This window comes from Pedobacter sp. AC464 (assembly GCF_979253075.1).
Genome location: NZ_CEEDBV010000001.1, coordinates 2,088,403 through 2,109,887 on the forward strand (window position 1 = coordinate 2,088,403; position 21,485 = coordinate 2,109,887).

A 21,485-nucleotide genomic window follows, 5' to 3' on the forward strand; every position below is an offset into this window, starting at 1 on the left:
TTTTTTAATAAATATTTTGAGTCACTTAGGCTTTATTTTTCGTATCCTGAACTTCTAAACGAATCGCCTGCGCTAAATTTTTTAAATCCTGCATGCCCTTACGTATGCGTGTACCAGCTGCGCTGTTTCCTTTGTTGTAAAATTTGTCTGCGTCAGCTTCCAAAGCTGCAACTAAACTTTTAACTTCTTCGAACTTTTTCATTTTTAATGGCTCCTGTAAATTTTTAGGTTTTTAGTTTTTTTAATGTAACTCTAATTTAAAGCGTTTAACTAACAAAAAAAACTTTTAAAGGGTTAAAAAGTGCCGTTTAAAGTGGTTTTTTTCCACATCCAGCGAGTTTATAAACATATATCACGTTAAAAATAGAGATAACTTATTTACAGACAGGTAATTACAAACAAACTTATAAAAAAAGCCCCCTAAATTAAGTTTAGAGGGCTTTGAATTATTATGAATATTATGCCGTAGCAAATTGGTTTTCTTTGTAATAGCCGTTTTCCAGCTTCTCAGCAACTTCGCTAAATGCATCTAAAGTCCGTTGCACGTCTTCAAGGGTATGTACCGCAGTTGGAATCAGGCGTAATTCAATCATTCCCTTCGGAATAACCGGATAAACCACAATAGAGCAAAAAATGCTGTAATTCTCGCGTAAATCGAAAGTAATTGCCGTTGCATCTGATAGTTCACCTTTTAAGAAAACCGGTGTTACAACAGAATTGGTTACGCCCAAATCGAAACCACGCTCACGAAGACCTTTCTGTAAAGTCATTGCGATTTCCCAAAGTTTATCTTTTAATTCCGGTTTGCTTTTTAACAGCTCTAAACGTTTTAGCAATCCCTTTACCATTGGCATTGGCAATGCTTTGGCAAATGTTTGCGAACGCATGTTATAGCGAAGAAAGTTTGTAATCTCTTCTGTAGAAGCAACAAAAGCCCCGATTCCGGCCATTGATTTTGCGAAGGTTCCAAAGTAAACATCAATTCCTTCTATGCAATCCTGCGCCTCATGTGTTCCGGCACCGGTTTCGCCCATGGTACCAAAACCATGTGCATCATCTACAAGGATGCGGAAATTAAAATCTTTTTTTAATTCAACGATTTCTTTTAGTTTACCCTGAGCGCCACTCATTCCGAAAACGCCTTCAGTAATTAATAAGATACCACCGCCAGATTCATTTGTAAGTTTTGTAGCACGTTCCAGTTGTTTTCTGGCACTATCGATATCATTATGCTGATAAACAAACCTTTTGCCCATGTGCAAACGCAGTCCATCAATAATACAGGCATGCGATTCTGCATCATAAACGATTACATCATTTCTATCTACCAGGGTATCGATAATAGATACCATGCCCTGGTAACCGTAATTTAACAGGAAAGCATCTGGTTTGCCAACAAATGTCGCTAATTCCTGCTCTAGCTGCTCATGATATTTTGAGTTGCCGCTCATCATCCTTGCCCCCATTGGGTATGCCATACCGAATTCGGCCGCCGCATCTGCATCAGCTTTTCGAACCTCAGGATGATTGGCTAAACCTAAATAGTTATTTAAACTCCAAACCAAGTGCTCTTTTCCTTTGAATTGCATGTGTGGTGCAATTTCTCCCTCTAATTTTGGAAATGAGAAATACCCATGAGACCATTTCTGGTGCTGACCAAGCGGACCCATGTGCTTTGCTATTTTATCAAATATATCCAATGTAATATGTTTTTTATTGTACTGAAATTGTTGCGAATTTACGGTTTATTAGGCTTAAAATCAACAGGCTTAATCTGTTGCTTGTCAATTAACTGAATTTAACAATCTAATTTTATGCCAAAAAAGCCCCGAAATATCGAGGCTTTAAATTTATGTTTGGTTTATACTAGTCAACATTGTCGTGCAAAAACGAGTTATTTGGTCTAATCTCAGTTCCGCCATCCTGATCATTACTCAATGTAAAACGGCTAACCTGCGATTCAGATGAATGCTGAACCTGCTGCAATTGCATTTGCTTACGCTTATAAGCCGGCTCATTTTCTAACTCCTGCAAACCATTAGTGGTACGCAGTTTCATGCTTAAATCTTTCAAACGCATAATACGTTCTCTTGATTTTTTTAACTGTTCTTCAACCGATTCATCATTTTGATTATCGTCTAAACCCACTACCGGAAGCTCTGGTTCTGGAATTGAAGGAATTTCTGCAACCGGTGTCTCGAAAACGAATTCCGTTTCTGCAAGCTTAATTTCAAATTCGAAGCCAGTTGGTTCTGTTGTTTCCGCTTGCGGCTCTTCTTCAATTAAAGTATGGCGAACAACATCGTTTTCAGGTTCCTGATATTTTGGTGTTTCGGCTTTGCTGAACATTCCACCAAATAAATCGGCCTGAGGTGCTTCTTCTTTAGCTTTAAGCACCGGCTCGTAAGATGGCGCTGCTTTCGGCTGAATAAATGAGTTAACAGGCTCTACCGGACGAACCAATGGCGCCTCTTCTGGTGTTAGCAGAGATATTTTCTTTTTATTTTTTTCTTCGTTTACGCGTTCTTCTGAAGTTTGGAAACCGGTTGCGATGATAGTTACAGACAGTTTATCGTCTAAAGTTTCGTCGGTACAGTTACCCCAGATTAAATCAGCAGATAAGCCTGCTTTCTCCTGAATGTAATCGGTAATGATTGAAACCTCATCCATCGTTACCTCACGCAAACCCGAGCTGATGTTTAATAAGATATAACGGGCACCTTCAATTTCATTATCTTTTAAAAGTGGTGAAGCCAAAGCGCCTTCCACAGCTTGTAAAGCACGTTCCTCACCATCGGCAGCAAAACTACCCATAATGGCTACGCCACTGTCTTTCATTACCGTACGCACATCTTTAAAATCCACGTTGATGTATCCAGGAACAGTTATAATTTCTGCGATGCCCTTTGCAGCAGTTGTTAAAATATCGTCTGCCTGCCCGAATGCTGAGCCCAAAGTTAGGTTACCGAAAATTTCACGCAACCTATCGTTTGATATAACCAGGTAAGAATCTACATATTTTTTCAACTCTTCCATACCCTCGTCGGCCTGCAACCTGCGTCGCTTGCCTTCAAATGAAAATGGTGTAGTTATGATTGCCACAGTCAAAATATCCAGTTCTTTGGCTGCTTTAGCAATAATCGGACTAGCGCCTGTGCCGGTACCACCGCCCATTCCTGCTGTAATAAACAACATTTTGGTTGTGCTGCCAAGCATTGCCTTAATATCATCTATATTTTCTATCGCCGAATTTTTTCCAACTTCAGGTATAGAACCAGCACCCATCCCCTCGGTTAAACTAGCACCCAATTGCACCTTGTTAGGTATCGGACTAGATTCCAAAGCCTGGGCATCTGTATTACAAATAATAAAATCCACACCAGTAATACCCGATAGGTACATATGGTTTACTGCGTTGCCGCCACCGCCACCAACACCAATTACCTTGATGATTGACGACTTATCTTTTAACATTTCGAACTGCATAATCTTATGAATCAGTTGTTTAAAAATTCTTAAATTCTGTTCATTACCAAACGTAATATTAACACTTTTTCCACACACGTTTTCCACAACTGTTCATAATGTGGAAAACTCATCTTTTGTTGAAAAAAACTATCCTTTCAGGTAATCTTCGTCGCTAACGTCCATGTCATCCTGGATAAAAGTTCTTGTTTTGGCAAGTAACTTATCAAATAAACCAGGACCACGCTTTTCTTTTTCTTTTGCTGTTTTAGGTTTTTCAACAAAAACGCCCGGCTGTTTCATTTCCTCTATCAGCTCTTCTGCCTTTTGAATTCCTTTAATTAATAAACCAACGCTTGTTGCATACATTGGGCTTTTCAAATCATCGTAAATGGTTTTCGGCATATCTTCGTATTTCGATAAATGCTCGTTAGGATAACCGATTCTGCAATCTAAACCCGTAACGTATTCAACAGCCTGGCTTAAATGCTTAAGTAATGCACCGCCACCGGTTATTACAATACCACCGATTAATTTTTTCTCGTAGCCTGAAGCCTTGATTTCGTAATAAACATGCTCAATAATTTCTTCCATACGGGCCTGGATAACATAAGCAAGGTTTTTAACCGAAATCTCCTTTGGTTCTCTGCCACGCAATCCAGGTACACAGATAATTTCGTTTTCTTTATTTTCTTCTGCCAGTGCCGAGCCAAAACGTGTTTTCAGCAATTCGGCCTGGTTGCGCATTACCGAGCAACCTTCTCTAATGTCTTCAGTAACACTGTTTCCACCGAAAGGAATTACGGCGGTATGACGAATGATTCCCTCATGGAAAATAGCGATATCAGTTGTACCACCACCAATATCAACCAATGCAATACCAGCTTCTTTTTCTTCATCGCTCAACACCGATTCAGAAGAAGCCAAAGGCTCAAGAATTAAATCCTGAGTTTGCAAGCCTGCATTATTTACGCATTTGATTATATTTTTAACGGCCGTAACCTGCCCCGAAATGATGTGAAAGTTTGCTTCCAAACGAACCCCAGCCATGCCGATCGGGTCTTTTATACCCGGTTCGTTATCAATCGTAAATTCCTGCGGCAAAACATGAATAATTTCTTCACCCGGAGGCATAACAAGTTTAAACATGTCATCAATCAATTTATCAATGTCTTTTTTGCCGATTTCGTTGTTTAATTCCCTTCTGGTTAAAATACCGCGGTGCTGCAAGCTTTTAATGTGCTGACCCGCAATGCCGACATTAACCACCTGTATCTCTACATTTGATTGTCCGCTGGCAATTTCAACCGCCTGCGCAATGCCCTGTACAGTTTTTTGGATGTTGGATACCACACCGCGGGTAACCCCTGCAGATTCGGCTTTCCCAATTCCTAAAACTTCAATTTTACCATGTTGTGTTCTGCGGCCTACAATAACACAGATTTTTGTAGTACCAATATCCAGGCCGACTACAATTGGAGACTGACTAGTAAATTTTGCCTTGTCCATATTCGTTAATTTTGTTGAGTTATATATTTTGTTTTTCTAGGGACTTATTTAGTTTTCTTTGCTGCTGTTTTTTTCGAATCGGTCTTTGCAGCTTTTTCCTTTGCCATTTTTTCCGCAAATGTCAAGGTTTTTTTCGCCTCAGGCTTTTTCTCGGCCACTTTAGGTTTTTCTTTGGCGGGCTCAGGCTTTTTCTCTACCGTTTTTGCCTTCTCCTTTTTTACCTCAGTGATTGCCGGCTTAGCTTTAGGCTTTTCCGTTTTAACTTCTGTTTTGGGTTTCGCGGCAATAACCGGCTGCGCATCACGCTGCCCGGGCTCACGGTCGTCGACTACAGTTTCGCTCTTTATCGCATCGGCAATCGAATTCCGAATTAAAGAATCAGAAACCCTTCTGGTAACACTTATGCTGTCAGCACTCGATAAAACCCTGTCTTTTTTAGCAATTAAAGATGAATCTCTTTTCTCGCAAACAATTTGATTCGTGTATTTAATATTGATGGTTCGATAGGTTTCCCACCCAACCTGTGGCATTGCTTTCTTGTAAAAAACCAATAGGTTCTTCATCTTCTTATCCAGAGAATCTGCGCTTCCCAAAATAATCCGTTGATTGCCTACCCTGGGTATCAATTCGATATCATTTTTCCCATCTACAATTATCTGTTCGATATGGTTATCCCACAGCGTATCTTTTTTAATGTACTGTGCGGTTTTATATAAATCCCGGGCCATCTGTGTTCTCAATGTATCAACACGAGATCCAAATACTTCCTGGATATTACCAGTTGCAACAAGTACATTGGCAGTAAAGTTTGGCGAAATCGGCATTTTTAAACCATCATTGTCAATATAAAAATCCTGACCGGTGATATTCAGCACCCTTAAAATTGGTTGTCGCTGTTTAATTTCAATTCTAAGCACGCCATCCATATCTGCATACACCTTCGCGAAGCCGATATAAGGGTTCGCCCTTAGCTTTTGCTCAATCTGGTGGATGTTAATCTGCTCTAATTTTCTGCCGACTAAAACACCCTGATCTTCACGCAAAATCTGGTCGACTTCCTCCCGCTCAATAAAATTGTCGGCCCCGGGAATCAATATCTTCACCTCGGTGCATTTTACACTTTGCTTTTTAACGTTGATGAAACTTAAAAGCACCACCACGCCCGCCAGGCTTATCAGCCAGGCAAAGCCAGTAAAAATTGCGCTCCAGTTTAATCGCTTAAGCATTGTTTATTGTGTTTTTTAAGGGTTCAATTAATGTATCTATATCACCGGCACCAACCGTTAAAATTAGCTCAGGTGTGGTTTTCTTAACATGCTGAATAACAAATTCTTTTCCGCACACCCTTTTATCGGTCAATGTTATTTTATCAAGTAAAAACTGAGCATCTATTCCGTCAATAGGCAATTCCCTCGCAGGATAAATATCAAGCAAGAGCAGTTCATCTGCGGTGCTTAAAACGCTGGCAAACTCATCTGCAAAATCTTTGGTTCTGCTAAATAAATGCGGCTGAAAAATAACTGTTAATTTTTTTTCAGGATATAACTGCCGCACCGCATCAAAACAGGCTTTTAATTCCTCGGGATGATGGGCATAATCGTCTATATATATTTGGGTGTCTTTGTTTACAATGTATTCAAAACGGCGCTTTACGCCTTTAAAATTTTCCACCGCCTGTTTAATTTTCTCTGCATCGATGGATAATTGTAAAGCAATGGCGATGGCAACTGTTGCATTTTCTACGTTGTGTTTCCCAGGCAGCATCAACTTTAAATCGCGAATGGTATGGTTCGCATCGTGGTAATCGAAAACAAACTTTGCGCCTTCTACCCGAATATTTTCCGCTCTTGCGTCGGCAGTGCTATTGGCTGCATAAGTTGTGGCATTTGCAATGGGTAATCCCTCATGTGCATATATGTGGCCAGCAGGTTTGAGTTGATTTGCAAAAAGGTGAAATGACTCTTCAAGCTGACTCTTATCACCATAAATATCAAGGTGATCTGCATCCATTGAGGTAATCACCGCAACATCCGGATGGAGTGTTAAAAACGATCTGTCGTATTCATCTGCTTCCACAACAACAACATCGTTTGCGCCAAACAGCACATTTGTATTGTAATTACTCGTAATCCCGCCTAAAAATGCAGTGCAATCGTAGCCCGTATCTTTTAAAATGTGGGCAACAATTGATGAGGTGGTTGTTTTACCATGCGTACCCGCGACGGCAATGCAGAACATGCCTTTACTGATAATCCCTAAAACCTCTGAGCGTTTTTTTAGACTGAATCCTTTATTTTTAAAGTGGTTTAATATTTTGGAATCCTTTGGAATTGCGGGGGTGTAAACAATGAGCGTGTCATCGTGATTATCTAGAAAAGCGCAAGGCAAAGCAGATGCCTCATCCAGGTAGGATACGAGTATGCCTTCCTGTTCAAGGGTTTCGGTAAGCCTGGTACGCGTCTTATCATAGCCACAAACAGCCAATCCGCGTTTGGCAAAATAACGGGCAAGCGCACTCATACCGATACCACCGATACCAACGAAATACACCCTGTTTATTTTACCTAATTCCATTTATTCATGTTTAAAGCAGAAAGATTAAAGCTTTAAGCTTTAAGCTTTTCTTTCTACCAATTTAAGCTGATGGTTGAAGTACAAAGCTCAAAGCCACCTTTCAACCGTTCAATTATCTTTCTTTTTATTTCTATTTTCTTAAGCTTGCCTTCTTGCTATTAACAGACCTCTTATTTGCAATTTAGTAACGTTTATTTCGGTTCAGCCTCTAAAATTCCCTCTTTAGTCGTTAATCTTTTATCAGTTTCAAAACCTCATGTGCAATAATTTCATCTGCCTGCGGCAGGGCCATTCTGCCAATATTTTCGCTAAGCGTTGCACAATACGCTTTGTCGTTTAGCAGCCTCAATGCTTCAGCTACCAAAGTATCTTCTGCAGAGCGGTCGTTTATTAATACTGCCGAATTGTTTTTTACCAGTGCCAAAGCGTTTTTGGTTTGGTGGTCTTCTGCTACATTTGGCGATGGAACCAGAATTACCGGCTTTTTTATCAGGCAAAGTTCTGCAATGGTTCCGGCGCCTGCTCTACTGATGATTACATCAGCTGCCGCGTAAGCCAAATCCATCTTATTTAAAAATTCCAGAATGCGAACATTTGGATGATATTCTAAACCCAGTCTCTCAATTACGCCTTTATAATAAAACTTGCCTGTTTGCCATATCACCTGAACATCCTGAGCCAGGATTTCGGGCAAATGTTTTTCAACGCTCTTATTTAATGTTCCGGCACCCAGGCTTCCACCTGTAACCAGAATTGTTTTCTTCAATGGATCGAGCTTTAAAAGTTCGGCACCAGAGTAGTGTTTACCTTTAATGTCTACCACGTCCTGCCTAACCGGATTGCCCGTTTTCAAAATTTTAGCTTCCGGAAAGAATTGTTCCATGTCATCAAAAGCAACACAAATTTTTGCTGCTTTTTTTCCCAGCCACTTATTGGTAATGCCTGCATAAGAATTCTGCTCCTGTATCAGGTACGGAATTCCTTTTAGCGATGCAGCGTACAATAAAGGTCCGGAAGCATAGCCGCCAACTCCAACAACTGCATCTGGCTTAAAGTCTTTAATCAGTTGCATTGCCGCCCTAACGCTGCCCAGTAATTTGAAGGGTAAGCCCAGATTTTTTACAATTGAACCCCGCTGTATACCACTAATATTTAAACCAACGATTTTATAGCCGGCAGCCGGAACTTTTTCCATTTCCATGCGGCCAATAGCGCCCACAAATAATAATTCACAGCCAGGCACAATACGTTTCAACGCATTGGCAATGGCAACGGCGGGAAATATGTGCCCGCCTGTGCCACCTCCTGATATGATAATTTTTGGGGAATTATTCATTTTTCTTTAATTACTGAAGTTGCTTGTTTACCATCACTAAGGTTGCTAAGCAGTCTTAATTTCTATTCATTTAATTATCCAGATTGCCTTGTCATACCTGCTCACAAGTATGCGCAACCTTTTAACCCATTGCCGGGATTTCTCCAACAATCACTTTATTACTCACTTTTGATTTATCTGCCACCGCTTTCCCGGCAACATTTTCTTCCACATCGCGGCTTACGCTTAAAATAATGCCGAAAGCCACGCTGGTAAAAATCATCGATGTACCACCCATACTCACCAATGGTAGCGGCACACCCGTAACCGGACCAAGGCCCACCGCAACAGCCATGTTTGCGAAAGCCTGTATGGTTAAACTGAAACTTAGTCCGGCCGCCAGTAAGGCACCAAACGCCTTGGGTGCCCGCGTTACAATTTTAATGCATCGGTATAAAAGCACCAGGTAAAGCAACATAATCACCATTCCTCCAAACGTTCCCCATTCTTCAATAATAATGGCGAAAATAAAATCCGAATAAGGATGCGGAAGGAAATTGCGTTGTGTACTATTACCTGGTCCTTTACCGAAAACACCACCAGTGGCCAATGCAATCTTTGCCTGGTCTGCCTGGAAAGTCTTATCTGAATGCTGCATCTCCGGATGAAGAAATGACTTTATCCTGGATGCATAGGTATCCCGCCTCGGACCTAAAAAAACAACAAACATTAATAATATAGCCCCGCCCAAACAAACCAACGAAATTTGCTTAATGCTGATACGGCCAATAATTAAGAGCAAAATACTAACGCCAAAGAGCATTAATGCGGTAGATAAATTTGCCAATGCGATTAATACGAATACCACGCAAACAGAGCCCATAATAGGAATAAATGACTCTTTTACATCTTTAATGTTCTCCTGTTTTTTGGTAAGCATTCTGGCTAGAAATGTAATCAAGGCCAGTTTCGCCAAATCGGATGTTTGAAATGTTAATCCAATAACTGGAATTTTCACCCACCTGGAGGCATCATTTACGTTCGCTCCGAAAATCAAGGTGTAGAGCAGTAAAGGAATTGTGATAATCATCAGTATTTTGGAGATACCTGCATAGTATCTGTAATCCAACAAGTGAGAAATGTAAATCATTCCAATCCCCAGTAAAACAAAAATCAAATGCTTGGTAAGCAGCAATTTCTCGACTGCTTCGCCACGTTTGTAAGCAAGCGTTCCTGTGGCGCTGTAAACAGCCATCACAGAAATAAGCGAAAGCAGGATGATGATTAGCCATATCCATCTGTCGCCTTTTGTTTTATCTAGCAGAACCTGAAACATTGTTAAACCTCCTTCTATAATTCTTTTACAGCCGCTTTAAACTGATTGCCGCGGTCTTCATAATTCTTAAATAAATCGAAACTGGCACATGCCGGCGAAAGCAATACCGCATCACCACGTTTTGCCAGGTGAAAAGCAATCTGCGTGGCTTCCTCTGCCGAAAAAGTATTTACAATAACCTCTACATCATCTTCAAAAGCATCATGAATGCGTTTGTTATCTTTGCCAAGGCAAACAATTGCTTTCACTTTACTTTTAACCAAATCTTTAAGCATGTTGTAGTCATTTCCCTTATCAACACCCCCCATAATCAGTACAACGTCGGTCGTCATGCTTTCCAGCGCATACCATGTCGAGTTAACATTGGTTGCCTTACTGTCGTTAATAAAATCAATTCCCGAGATTTTGGCCACATGTTCCAGCCTGTGCTCAATATTTTTGAAATTACCCATACTCTCGCGAATGGTATCATTTCTTAACTCTAACACTTTCGCCACAATGCCTGATGCCATAGAGTTGTAAATGTTGTGCTTGCCTTGTAAGGCTAATTCTGAAATAGACATGGTGAATTCTTTATTTGGTTCAATAAGGATGTGAATAGTTTCGCTTTCCAGGTAAGCACCCGGTGCAGCTTTTTTTAAAATTGAAAAGGGGTATCTTGTTGCCTGGAGTTTAATTCCCTCCATAGCTTTCAAAGTTTCCTGATCATCGGCACAGTAAATGAAAACATCACTTTCGGTTTGATTTTGGACAATGCGCATTTTTGAAGCCGCATAATCTTCAAGTTTATAATTATACCTATCTAAATGATCGGGCGTGATGTTAAGCAGGACTGATATATCTGCTTTAAATTCATACATATCATCCAGCATAAAGCTTGATATTTCGAGTACATACCAGTCGAAAGTTTCATCTGCAACCTGAGCAGCAAAACTATGACCGATATTGCCTGCTAGCCCTACATTTAAACCTGCGTTCCTCAGGATGTGGTAGGTAAGTAAACTCGTTGTTGATTTGCCATTGGAACCGGTGATGCAAACCGTTTTTGCATTGGTGTATCTTTTGGCAAACTCAATTTCCGAAATAACGGGTACGCCCTGCTCTGCCAGTTTTTTTACAATTGGTGCAGTTGCCGGAATGCCAGGACTTTTTATAACCTCTGATGCATTCAAAATCAAAGCTTCCGTATGTGTTTCCGACTCGAAAGGAACAACCAGTTTTTCGAGCGCTGCTTTATATTTATCCGTTATTACCCCGAAATCAGATACGAAAACGTCAAAGCCCTTTTGCTTTGCCAACTTAGCTGCACCAACACCGCTTTCTCCCGCGCCCAAAATCACAACACGGCGCTGCCCTGCCATTGCTGACGGAGTTTTGCTTGCTATGTTCTGATTTGTATCCATTTTTTGGTTGTTGTTCGTTGTTCGATTTTTGTTGTTTGTTTTTCGTTAATCGTTTCGAGAAACGATGGGCGAAAAACGTTTTTTTTTCTACCTTAATTTCAGCGTTACAATGGTCATTATCGCCAGCATAATGCCGATAATCCAGAAGCGGGTTACAATTTTTGCTTCGTGATAACCTTTCTTCTGATAATGGTGATGTAAAGGCGCCATCAGTAAAATTCTTCGTCCTTCTCCAAATCTCTTTTTGCTGTATTTGAAATAAGAAACCTGCATGATTACCGAAACCAATTCAATGAGAAATATGCCACAAAGGATTGGAATCAACAGTTCCTTGCGGATCATAATGGCGAATGAAGCAATGATTCCGCCGATAGCCAGACTTCCTGTATCGCCCATAAAAACCTGCGCAGGGTAAGAATTGTACCAAAGAAAACCCACGCAAGCGCCAACAAATGCACCTGCAAAAATCATCAGCTCACCCGAGTTTGGGATGTACATAATGTTCAGGTAATCGGCGAAGCCAACGTTACCGGATACATATGCCAAAATTCCAAGCGTTGTGCCAATAACAGCCGAGGTGCCGGTGGCTAGGCCATCAATTCCATCGGTAATGTTTGCTCCGTTTGAAACAGCCGTAATGATAAAAACCGTAAAAACCAGAAACACAAGGAAGGCGTATTTCTCGTAGCCTGTGCCTAAAAACTTAAGTACTTTGGCGTAATCAAATTCGTTGTTTTTATAAAACGGAATGTTTGTTTTAGTTGATTTGACATCCTGAGTATAGTAAAAGGTTTCACCCTTCTGGCGTAAAACCATTGGTGCGGCGTTAGTCGTTTTAACATTGTCCTGAACGGTTTGCCTAACTACAATATTTGGATTGTAATACATGGTCCAGCCTACAATTAAGCCCAGTCCAACCTGCCCAACAATTTTAAAACGGCCTGCCAACCCTTCTTTATTCTTCTTGAAAACTTTAATATAATCGTCCAGAAAACCAATAGCGCCCATCCAGATGGTGGTGACAATCATCAGGATAACATAAACGTTTGTAATGTTTGCGAACAGTAAAGTCGGGATTAAAATGCCCAGCAAAATGATGATCCCACCCATTGTTGGTGTTCCCTGTTTCTGCATCTGGCCTTCAAGACCTAAATTTCTAACGGTTTCGCCAACCTGTTTTTTATGCAGGTAATCGATAAGCCTACGTCCGTAAACGGTTGTTATAATTAAAGAAAGAATAATGGAAACCGAGGCACGGAAGGTAATGTACTGGAACAGCCTTAATCCGGGAATATCGTAATGCTTATGCAGGTATTCAAACAATAAATATAACATTAGCTGAGAGGGTTTAATTGTTCAAGTAAAATTTCTTTATCATCAAAATGATTACGCACACCATTAATTTCCTGGTATTTTTCGTGCCCTTTACCGGCGATGAGAATAATATCTCCGCTTTGTGCCAGGTGGCAAGCTGTTTTTATTGCTTCCTTTCTATCCAAAATGGATATCGTTTTACGTTTATTTGTCGGCGACACACCAGCTTCCATTTCCTCGATAATGGTTTGAGGATTTTCTGTACGTGGGTTGTCAGAAGTCAGTATTACTTTATCACTCCAGTCGCAGGCAACCTGTGCCATTACCGGACGTTTGCTTTTGTCCCTGTCGCCGCCACAGCCAATTACCGTGATTACCTGTTCTGTTCCCTTCCTGATGTTTGCAATGGTGCTCAAAACGTTCTGCACCGCATCAGGAGTATGCGCATAATCAACAATACCGATAATTTTGTCGGGCGAAGTAATGTAATCAAAGCGACCCTCCGCTCCCGTTAAACGACTTAAAAGTGTTAACACCTTTAATTTATCCTGCTCCAGTAAAATTGCCGTGCCATACACTGCAAGTAAATTGTAAGCATTGAAAGAGCCAACGAGTTTGAAAAAAACATCTTCGTTATCGATATCTAAATGCAAACCACTAAACTGATTTTCCACTATCTTAGCCTTGAAATCGGCAAGCTGTTTCAAAGCATAGGATTTTTTGTGCGCTTTAGTGTTCTGCAGCATCACCATACCATTTTTATCATCGATATTGGTAAGTGCAAATGCCGTTTTAGGTAAGCCATCAAAAAACGCTTTTTTTGCTTTCACATAAGCGTCGAAGGTTTTATGAAAGTCTAAGTGATCGTGTGTAAGATTCGAGAAGACGCCACCAGAAAAAGTAAGTCCTTCAATTCTATGCTGCGAAACCGCGTGCGAACTCACTTCCATAAAGCAGAAATCGCAACCCGCATCAACCATATCGCGAAGCAATCCGTTTAATGCTATCGGATTTGGCGTAGTGTGCGTGGCAGCCACAGCAAGCTCGTTTATATAATTTTCTACGGTAGAAATTAGGCCTGTTTTGTAACCCAAATCTTTAAACAGCTTAAATAAAATCGTTGCAATGGTTGTTTTCCCATTGGTTCCGGTTATCCCAATCAATTTTAAATCGGCAGAAGGGTTGCCGTAAAAATTGCCAGCCATGATGCCCAGGGCAACAGCGCTATTATCAACTTTTACATAGGTTACATCAAAATTGTCTATTTCCGGCAGGTTCTCGCAAACGATAACTTTTGCACCCTGCTCAACCGTCTGGTTTATAAAAAGGTGACCATCTGCAGCTGTACCTACGATAGCAAAGAAAACATCATCATTGGTTACTTTACGGGAATCAAAATTTAGGGCATTAACCGTTCTATCGGTTCTGCCAACCAATTCCTTTATCGTTACACCGTATAGTAAATCCTGTAATTGCATTTTAATTATTGAATTTTAATCCAACTGTATATCTATCTGCAGGCCTTTGCCCACTTTTGTTCCGGCTTGCACAGATTGTCTGATAACTTTGCCTGAGCCCGTAACCCGGGTTTTTACGCCCGCATTCCCCAAGAGATACAAGGCATCTTTTAAGCCCATGCCCGCTACATTCGGCATAACGCCTTTGCGCTCATTGTTTTCCTGAAAAATTGTGCCTGCACTGGTATCAATGGTATTGTAATATTCTGATTTTGATGCAAAGAGCGGTTTAAAACCGAAAGCTTTGTATACCTTCTGCGTGGCTTTGCTTTGTCCGGCTTTTGTTGGCGGATTGCCTGTATTACCCACCAAACGGGTAGGAACATCATTATACATCTGCATGTCGCTGGCGTAAATCCTGTCGGCTATTTCCCTAAACACCGGACCGGAAACCAAGGCTCCATAGTAAGCGCCTTTTGGATCGTTAATAACCACAATCATGGAGTATTTTGGTTTATCAGCAGGAAAATACCCCACAAAAGATGCCTGGTATTGCTTATTTGCCCTATAGCCTTTGTTGGCATCCGCTACCTGAGCAGTACCCGTTTTGCCGGCGATTTTATACAGCGGGTTGTAAACAATTTGCTTACCGCTGCCTTCTGTAACCACACCCTCAAGCATCTTTTTTATCTTACTTAAGGTAACCTCAGAACAAATCTGCTCATTAATTACCCTGGCTTTAAATTGCTCGATAGGATTGCCCAACCTTCTTATTTCTTTAACAAAAATCGGCGCCACATATTTACCATTGTTGGCTACAGCATTATAAAATGATAACATTTTAAGTGGTGTTAACTGCATTTCGTAACCATAGGCCATTTGTGGAAGCGTCATTTTCCCCCAGCTTTTGTTGTTTGGATTTTTAACAACAGGTTTTGCCTCACCGGGAATTTGAAGCTCAAGCTTTTGGTTTAGGTGCCAATCGTAAAGGTGATCGGTAAACTTAGCAGGATTATCCCTGTAATTTGAATTAACCAAATAAGCGATTGCAGCATTTGAGGACTGTTCGAAGGCCTTTTTTACCGTAACTACACCAATACTTCCGTGCGAATCCTTAATCAGGTGGCCTGGAATTTGATAGTTACCTGTTGCAACCATTGTGTTGGTATCAACCAGTTTATCTTCAAGCAAAGCCATGTAAGAGGCAAGTTTAAATGTTGAACCCGGATCCTGATTACCGGCAATGGCATAGTTAAATTTTTCTTTATAAACACCCTCTTCAACTTTTGAGAAATTGGCAACCGCACGGATTTCGCCTGTGGCGACTTCCATAACAATAACAGCACCGTGATCAGCCTTGCTGGCAATAAGTTGCTTTTCTAAAGCACTCTGAGCCAAATCCTGCATGTTTACATCAATGGTCGAAATAATATCGGCTCCATCTTTCGGCGCAACTTCTTCTTCATCATTTACCGGCACATAAACACCACCTGCAATACGCTGCATTAAGCGCTTGCCGGTTTCACCGTTAATGTATTCGGTATACGCACCCTCCAAACCAACACCATTTTTAACGTTGGCATTTTTATAACCAATGGTACGGGCAGCAAGCGCCTGAAAAGGCAAGATGCGTTTGTTTTGCTGAACAGCAATTAAACCACCACTAAATTTACCGATATTATAAAGTGGAAACGTTCTGATGGTTTTTAAATCTGAATAGCCAACTTTACGGTGGATAAGCAAATACCTGGCACTATCCTGACGACCTTTGCGCAGCAGGCGTGAATATTCTTTCGCTGATTTATCTTTGAAAACCTCAGCAAGTTTCATTCCCAGGGAATCTACTTTTTCATTAAAAATTTTATCCTCAGCAATGCCACCGGCGAACATATCCATATGTAATTCATATTCGGGAACAGATGTTGCCAGCAAACTACCATCATTTGAGTAGATGTTGCCGCGGGTTGCCTCAACAGGCATGTAACGTGTAGAAAGACTATCAGCCATAGCTTTCCATTTATGTCCCTGTACAAACTGCACCTGGCCAAGGCGTAAAAACACCGCGAAAGCAAAGAGCACAATTAAGCCAAATGCCAGATATACACGAAGCAATATGTTTGCTCTAATATTCATCGCTTTTAACAATTATTTTTTTCGGTGGTTCAATTAATTCTTTTATTCCAAGGGTATCAACCTTTTTGGCAACCTCTGTCAATTTGCTTTTAAACATCAGGTCGGCCTTCAACGATTTATACTCCCAACGCAACTCTTTTACTTCTTTATTTAACTTATCAATGCGGCGCACATTATTCACCGCGAAATGGCTATTGGCGATATAAATCATACCCAAAAGCGCCAAAAAGCATAAAAACGGCAATGCATCTGTAGCCGCTTCTTTGGATATGACCCCTTCGGTAAAAAACTTACCGATAAATGATTCGCTGAACTTTTTATCGTCGTCTGATTTTACCTTCTCCGTTTTCACCTTCAACTCGGGCTCCGGACCTATCTCTTCTTCTTCTGGTCTGAACCTGTTCATATCTTTTCAGCTATTCTAAGTTTTGCACTTCGAGCCCTGTTATTGCTCGCTATCTCCTCTTCGCTGGCCATAATTGCCTTCCGGGTAAGCACATTGAACGGTTTTTGCTGGTTTCCGAAGAAGTCTTTTTCAACTTCGCCATGAAATTTGCCTTTTGCCATAAAGTTTTTAACCGGCCTGTCTTCCAGCGAATGGTAAGACATCACAACCAAATGCCCTCCAGGTTTCAGAACATCAGCAGCTTGCTCCAGAAAATTTTCAAGCACTTTTATTTCGGCATTCACCTCAATACGCAAAGCCTGAAAAACCTGCGCCAAATATTTATTTTCTTTTCCTTTGGGGATATATTCTGACACCGCAGCTTTGAAACTATCAATATCTGTAAACGACTTTTCCAAACGGGCTGTAACCACAGCACGGGCTAGCGACTTCGCATTTTTTACTTCGCCGTAAATACCGAATATTTTATGAAGCTTGTCTTCCGAATAGGTGTTGAGTACTTCTGCAGCCGTCAAATTTCCATTCGGATCCATGCGCATATCTAAATCTGCATTGAAACGAATCGAAAAACCACGCTCAGGCACATCAAACTGATGGGAAGAAACACCTAAATCGGCAAGAATGCCGTCAACTTCTTTGACACCATTGAGGCGAAGATTATTTTTTAGGAAACCAAAGTTTTGGTCGATAAAAATAAAGCGGTCATCAGCAGGGATATTCCTTTGTGCATCAGGATCCTGATCGAAAGCAATTAACCTGCCTTTTGGACCAAGGTGCTTTAAAATCTCCCTTGAATGCCCGCCCCCACCAAAGGTTACATCAACATAAACACCGTCGGGCTTAATGTTTAAGCCATCAATACATGGTTGCAGCATTACCGGAACGTGGTAATTATATTCCATCCACGCCTCCCTTCTTATCAACCATTACTTTTTGAGCAAGTGCTGCAAAATTCGCCGGTGTGCTGTCTAGTGTATCTTCATACGATTGCTTATCCCAAACTTCTATGCGATCTAGCTGGCAGGCCAACATAATATCAGCACCTATGCCGGCATATTCAGTTAATGATTTCGGTAGAAGCACGCGGCCAGCAGCATCCAGACTTAACTCAGTTGCGCCACGCGTAAATGCCCTGATGAACTTTCTATTTTCTTCATCATACACATTTAAATCACTAAGCTTTGCTACGATTTTATCCCAAACACTCTTTGGGTAAATGACTAAATTCTTCTCAAAACCACGGTTAACAACCAAGCCTTCCCGCTCCACATCAGGCAATTGCTTCTTAAGCGCAGAAGGAACCGATAAGCGGCCTTTTGCGTCAAGTTTACAATCAAATTCTCCTAAAAGGTGGGTCATAGTGGTATCTACACTTTTTATGTAGTGTAAAAGTAAATAGTTCTACCACTTTTTACCACTTTTTACCACAAAAAAGTTTTCCACATAGACTTTCTCCCACTTTGCCCCCAAAACGGACAGAAAAGAAAAGGTTTAAAATAGCTGTCAAAACTGCTTAATCACTGGTAAAAAGCGAGTTAACTACAAATATTAGCATTATAAACAGAAATTATTTTTCGCCTCATTATTTTATCATTTTCAGGATTAACAGCCCAAAGCTAAGCACATTATATGCCCTTTTGGAGGAAATTTTACTCACAAACTGGCAATTCTCAGAGCTTACCCTATAAAATTACGCAACTGCAGTCGCCATCAACCTTTTTAACGATAACATTTATTGGATTAAATTTAACTAGATTAGGGCTAATTAACTATTAACCAAACAATTAAAATTATATGAAAAGAAATTTATTCCTCCGGTCTATTGCGGCACTGTTACCGTTGTCGGTACTACCAATAAGAGATTTTGCTTTTGTGAGCGCGTCACGGAAACTTGGGAAAGGTTTTCAGGTAAAAGCGAATACTGATAGGTTTGGCAAACCGATTACCCTTTTTGAAGGCGACACCTTTTACACAAAAGTTTCATCAAAAGATACAAATGGCGACTTGTATATGTTTGAGTCAACCAGGTTGAAAAAAGGCGGCCCCATTGCCCACTTCCATTATTCGCAGGATGAAGTTTGGTTTATAACCGAAGGAGAATTTACAATAAAAGTAGGCGATGACGTTTATCAGGCAAAGCCGGGAGACACCGTATTTGGCCCGAGAGGCGTTCCGCACTCATTTTCGAAAACAAGCGAAGGCCCTGCAAAAATGATAATCACCTTTCAGCCAGCGGGAAAAATGGAAGAATTTTTTATCGCCGTTGCTGCCGGCATTATGAAAAACACCACGCCCGAACAACAGGAAACCATCAGGCGTGCGCATGGGTTTGAATCTACAGGAGACGGCATTGGCTATTTAAAAAAATTTTAAGGCCGTCTTCCGAAAAATTACCTTCCCAACCGCCAGCAAGGTCTTCTTTCACTACAAAATTATCAGTTCTTTCTAAACAATTTGGGCGCTCGTTGTAGGAAAACCAACTTTATGCCACCCGGTTTGTTACGTTTTTAAATAAATATGATGAAAGAAAAACACGTAAAAAAAGCAGCAAAATTTATGCTCGGCGCAGGACTAATTTTTGCTGGTATTGGCCACCTGAGCTTCGCGAGAAAAAAATTTCAGGCTCAGGTACCAAACTGGGTTCCGTTAGACAAAGATGATACTGTTATACAATCGGGTTTGGTGGAAATTGCGTTGGGAACTGCACTAATATTGACCCCGAAAAGACATGAGCAAACAATAGGAAAGATTGCCGCGGGGCTGTTTATTGCAGTTTTTCCGGGAAACCTAGCTCAATATTCAAACAAAAGAAGTGCCTTTGGCTTGAACACTGATGGCAAAAGATTTACGAGATTGCTTTTCCAGCCGGCACTGGTTTACTGGGCATTAAAGAGTACCAATAATTTAAAATAGGCCAAATTAAACACCGTCTGGAGTGTTGAAATAGTCGAGTACGAAAACGTAGGGCAGCGTTATTTTTCTTGCATTATAAAGGAAAGACAGTTTAAAAATATGTTTGGACGATTGTGTTGCGCCGTAAATAATTGAAAAACGGTCGAAATCTTTTGGTTTAATACCTCTTGATACTGGCGAGCTCAACGCATAAGCCTCGCCCGAGGGTTTAAATTTCAAAGTGTAAGCTTCCCCTTCAGGCATTGCAGCGCCATAACCAGAGGAAATCTCAAATGGAGTCTGAAACTTTAGCTGTTTTTCCTTCCCATCGCTGTCCTGGTAAGAAACGGTTCCATAGGCCATCCCACCAGCATCAAATCTGCCAACGAGTTTCTTGAATTTCTTGGTTTCCGGGTCGTTCGGATTGCTTAAATCGGCATTTCCACCTAGTTCAAAGGCTTCCGGAGGAACACCGTACGGCTTTAACAGCGCTGGCAGGTCGATATTGATGGAACGCTTTTCCTGGTTAGGCTGGTCATGTTCCCTCCAGTTTATTACCCGTTTTAGTGTCTGATATTGATAATGGTTTTTATATGGCCCTTCAAGCCACTGCTTATAATCCTTTTTAGCAAGAATATCGAAATCAATTTTGACATTTGTAGCGGTGCCCCAGCCAACATTCAAAAAAGTAATGGCACCAAGGCCACTTGGAACAATTAAAGCGCTATTGTCTGGCAGGCTTTTAGACACAGCTAACTGGATTTCATTCATAAAAATGGCTTCATCAGAATTGTTTGCCAGCTTAAAATCAAATTGCGGGTAGTTTATGCACCAGAAATCATTTGATGCAGTTATCACGCTATGCGAACTCAGCAGCGAAAGTGTTTTCGAAGCGGGTTTTACAAAGATGGTATCGCCCTTGCCTGAAAAGGTATAACTTACGGTATCAGAATATGGGAAATCCGGATTTGTTTTGTTCGGATTTATTAGGGAAACGTTTACGTTCAAATCTCCGAAATTTACCGACAAAGCATTGCTGCTCAAATTGCTGTTGCTCTTAATTATCGTTTGGGTTTTGAGGTAAAACTCTACCTTATTATTGGTTAATGCATTGATTGTAATCGTTGTATCGATGGCAGATTTGTATTTGAATATTAACTTAACGGGAGCTTGCAACTGCTGAGCCAGATATTCTACATTGATAGCGCCGTATGTATCTGTAAAAGCAGATTTACCCAGGGCAGGAAAGACGACTTCCACATCTTTAGTTAACTGATTATCGACGTAAACGATGGCCCTGAAATTTTTTGAACTGCAATCGCTTTCTTCCTTCCAGCCGGCAGGATTAACCAAATAAACAAACACAACCACCGCTATTGAGCCGCCTGCGGTTACAAAATCATTTTTTATATTAATCTTTCCTGGGATACTGGCTGCAAAGGCACCCGCAGCAATCGCTATTACAATTCGAAAGGCGTTTTGCTGTGGATTGGTAGGACAAGGAATGAAAATAAATATCAGCAAAACCGCAATGAGCAGCACTGTTCCGCTGATAATAGAGTACCACTTTGTAGAGAAAAATTTCATGGGGATGAATTAATTAGTGAAAATGAGCGAAGGGCTTCAAAAACTAAATAGCGGAATAGAACAGACACAAGATACTACAAATTAGGTATTTACG

The 21,485-nt window shown here is 40.8% G+C and carries 18 protein-coding genes; 2 read left to right on the plus strand and 16 right to left on the minus strand.

Features of this window, described 5'->3' with window-relative positions:
- Positions 1–25: 25 nt before the first annotated feature.
- From AC0IWT_RS09105 to mraZ, 15 genes are all read right to left on the minus strand, one after another.
- Positions 26–202 (minus strand): hypothetical protein, encoded by a 177-nt coding sequence (locus tag AC0IWT_RS09105; protein ID WP_056871440.1) that lies wholly within the window; start codon positions 200–202, stop codon positions 26–28.
- 256 nt (positions 203–458) lie between these two features.
- Positions 459–1,700 carry an aminotransferase class I/II-fold pyridoxal phosphate-dependent enzyme gene (locus AC0IWT_RS09110; RefSeq protein WP_056871441.1) on the minus strand — a complete coding sequence of 414 codons (1,242 nt, stop codon included), beginning with the start codon at positions 1,698–1,700 and terminating at the stop codon, positions 459–461.
- Positions 1,701–1,866: 166 nt separating this feature from the next.
- Complete coding sequence (gene ftsZ, locus AC0IWT_RS09115) at positions 1,867–3,486, minus strand: cell division protein FtsZ (protein WP_471796906.1); 1,620 nt, start codon at positions 3,484–3,486, stop codon at positions 1,867–1,869.
- Positions 3,487–3,615: 129 nt separating this feature from the next.
- On the minus strand, positions 3,616–4,974 hold the full coding sequence (gene ftsA, locus AC0IWT_RS09120; RefSeq protein WP_056871442.1) for a cell division protein FtsA: 1,359 nt from the start codon (positions 4,972–4,974) through the stop codon (positions 3,616–3,618).
- Between the two features lie 44 nt (positions 4,975–5,018).
- On the minus strand, positions 5,019–6,200 hold the full coding sequence (locus AC0IWT_RS09125; RefSeq protein WP_471796907.1) for a cell division protein FtsQ/DivIB: 1,182 nt from the start codon (positions 6,198–6,200) through the stop codon (positions 5,019–5,021).
- Complete coding sequence (gene murC, locus AC0IWT_RS09130) at positions 6,193–7,548, minus strand: UDP-N-acetylmuramate--L-alanine ligase (RefSeq protein ID WP_471796908.1); 1,356 nt, start codon at positions 7,546–7,548, stop codon at positions 6,193–6,195. Before murC ends, AC0IWT_RS09125 begins: the two co-directional genes overlap by 8 nt.
- Positions 7,549–7,777: 229 nt before the next feature.
- Positions 7,778–8,884 (minus strand): undecaprenyldiphospho-muramoylpentapeptide beta-N-acetylglucosaminyltransferase, encoded by a 1,107-nt coding sequence (gene murG / locus AC0IWT_RS09135; protein WP_471796909.1) that lies wholly within the window; start codon positions 8,882–8,884, stop codon positions 7,778–7,780.
- Positions 8,885–9,005: 121 nt separating this feature from the next.
- Positions 9,006–10,199, minus strand: coding sequence for an FtsW/RodA/SpoVE family cell cycle protein (locus tag AC0IWT_RS09140; protein WP_056871446.1), 1,194 nt, complete (start codon positions 10,197–10,199; stop codon positions 9,006–9,008).
- Between the two features lie 14 nt (positions 10,200–10,213).
- Positions 10,214–11,602, minus strand: coding sequence for a UDP-N-acetylmuramoyl-L-alanine--D-glutamate ligase (murD, locus tag AC0IWT_RS09145; protein WP_471796910.1), 1,389 nt, complete (start codon positions 11,600–11,602; stop codon positions 10,214–10,216).
- Positions 11,603–11,689: 87 nt separating this feature from the next.
- Positions 11,690–12,937: a phospho-N-acetylmuramoyl-pentapeptide-transferase gene (mraY, locus tag AC0IWT_RS09150; RefSeq protein ID WP_471796911.1), complete on the minus strand. Its 1,248-nt coding sequence runs from the start codon at positions 12,935–12,937 to the stop codon at positions 11,690–11,692.
- On the minus strand, positions 12,937–14,394 hold the full coding sequence (locus tag AC0IWT_RS09155) for a UDP-N-acetylmuramoyl-L-alanyl-D-glutamate--2,6-diaminopimelate ligase (protein WP_471796912.1): 1,458 nt from the start codon (positions 14,392–14,394) through the stop codon (positions 12,937–12,939). The genes mraY and AC0IWT_RS09155 overlap by 1 nt, the downstream gene beginning before the upstream one ends.
- A gap of 15 nt (positions 14,395–14,409) precedes the next feature.
- The gene (locus AC0IWT_RS09160; protein WP_056871450.1) at positions 14,410–16,506 is read right to left on the minus strand and encodes a penicillin-binding protein; all 2,097 of its coding nucleotides are present in this window, start codon (positions 16,504–16,506) and stop codon (positions 14,410–14,412) included.
- Positions 16,496–16,912 (minus strand): FtsL-like putative cell division protein, encoded by a 417-nt coding sequence (locus AC0IWT_RS09165; protein ID WP_056871451.1) that lies wholly within the window; start codon positions 16,910–16,912, stop codon positions 16,496–16,498. Before AC0IWT_RS09165 ends, AC0IWT_RS09160 begins: the two co-directional genes overlap by 11 nt.
- Positions 16,909–17,814, minus strand: coding sequence for a 16S rRNA (cytosine(1402)-N(4))-methyltransferase RsmH (gene rsmH / locus AC0IWT_RS09170; RefSeq protein ID WP_471797211.1), 906 nt, complete (start codon positions 17,812–17,814; stop codon positions 16,909–16,911). The genes AC0IWT_RS09165 and rsmH overlap by 4 nt, the downstream gene beginning before the upstream one ends.
- Positions 17,804–18,271 carry a division/cell wall cluster transcriptional repressor MraZ gene (gene mraZ / locus AC0IWT_RS09175; protein WP_471796913.1) on the minus strand — a complete coding sequence of 156 codons (468 nt, stop codon included), beginning with the start codon at positions 18,269–18,271 and terminating at the stop codon, positions 17,804–17,806. The genes rsmH and mraZ overlap by 11 nt, the downstream gene beginning before the upstream one ends.
- Positions 18,272–18,706: 435 nt before the next feature.
- Here mraZ and AC0IWT_RS09180 point away from each other — a divergent pair, with 435 nt between their 5' ends.
- Complete coding sequence (locus AC0IWT_RS09180) at positions 18,707–19,285, plus strand: cupin domain-containing protein (RefSeq protein WP_471796914.1); 579 nt, start codon at positions 18,707–18,709, stop codon at positions 19,283–19,285.
- Between the two features lie 144 nt (positions 19,286–19,429).
- On the plus strand, positions 19,430–19,825 hold the full coding sequence (locus AC0IWT_RS09185) for a DoxX family protein (RefSeq protein ID WP_471796915.1): 396 nt from the start codon (positions 19,430–19,432) through the stop codon (positions 19,823–19,825).
- Between the two features lie 6 nt (positions 19,826–19,831).
- On the opposite strand, the gene AC0IWT_RS09190 is transcribed toward AC0IWT_RS09185, so the two are convergent.
- On the minus strand, positions 19,832–21,391 hold the full coding sequence (locus tag AC0IWT_RS09190) for a hypothetical protein (RefSeq protein WP_471796916.1): 1,560 nt from the start codon (positions 21,389–21,391) through the stop codon (positions 19,832–19,834).
- Positions 21,392–21,485 lie beyond the last annotated feature (94 nt).

Excerpts from the sequence above, each read along its gene's own strand:
- AC0IWT_RS09105 (WP_056871440.1), bottom strand. The coding sequence starts at position 202 with ATGAAAAAGTTCGAAGAAGTTAAAAGTTTAGTTGCAGCTTTGGAAGCT.
- ftsZ (WP_471796906.1), bottom strand. The coding sequence starts at position 3,486 with ATGCAGTTCGAAATGTTAAAAGATAAGTCGTCAATCATCAAGGTAATT.
- ftsA (WP_056871442.1), bottom strand. The coding sequence starts at position 4,974 with ATGGACAAGGCAAAATTTACTAGTCAGTCTCCAATTGTAGTCGGCCTG.
- AC0IWT_RS09125 (WP_471796907.1), bottom strand. The coding sequence starts at position 6,200 with ATGCTTAAGCGATTAAACTGGAGCGCAATTTTTACTGGCTTTGCCTGG.
- murC (WP_471796908.1), bottom strand. The coding sequence starts at position 7,548 with ATGGAATTAGGTAAAATAAACAGGGTGTATTTCGTTGGTATCGGTGGT.
- murG (WP_471796909.1), bottom strand. The coding sequence starts at position 8,884 with ATGAATAATTCCCCAAAAATTATCATATCAGGAGGTGGCACAGGCGGG.
- AC0IWT_RS09140 (WP_056871446.1), bottom strand. The coding sequence starts at position 10,199 with ATGTTTCAGGTTCTGCTAGATAAAACAAAAGGCGACAGATGGATATGG.
- murD (WP_471796910.1), bottom strand. The coding sequence starts at position 11,602 with ATGGATACAAATCAGAACATAGCAAGCAAAACTCCGTCAGCAATGGCA.
- mraY (WP_471796911.1), bottom strand. The coding sequence starts at position 12,937 with ATGTTATATTTATTGTTTGAATACCTGCATAAGCATTACGATATTCCC.
- AC0IWT_RS09155 (WP_471796912.1), bottom strand. The coding sequence starts at position 14,394 with ATGCAATTACAGGATTTACTATACGGTGTAACGATAAAGGAATTGGTT.
- AC0IWT_RS09160 (WP_056871450.1), bottom strand. The coding sequence starts at position 16,506 with ATGAATATTAGAGCAAACATATTGCTTCGTGTATATCTGGCATTTGGC.
- AC0IWT_RS09165 (WP_056871451.1), bottom strand. The coding sequence starts at position 16,912 with ATGAACAGGTTCAGACCAGAAGAAGAAGAGATAGGTCCGGAGCCCGAG.
- rsmH (WP_471797211.1), bottom strand. The coding sequence starts at position 17,814 with ATGGAATATAATTACCACGTTCCGGTAATGCTGCAACCATGTATTGAT.
- mraZ (WP_471796913.1), bottom strand. The coding sequence starts at position 18,271 with ATGACCCACCTTTTAGGAGAATTTGATTGTAAACTTGACGCAAAAGGC.
- AC0IWT_RS09180 (WP_471796914.1), top strand. The coding sequence starts at position 18,707 with ATGAAAAGAAATTTATTCCTCCGGTCTATTGCGGCACTGTTACCGTTG.
- AC0IWT_RS09185 (WP_471796915.1), top strand. The coding sequence starts at position 19,430 with ATGATGAAAGAAAAACACGTAAAAAAAGCAGCAAAATTTATGCTCGGC.
- AC0IWT_RS09190 (WP_471796916.1), bottom strand. The coding sequence starts at position 21,391 with ATGAAATTTTTCTCTACAAAGTGGTACTCTATTATCAGCGGAACAGTG.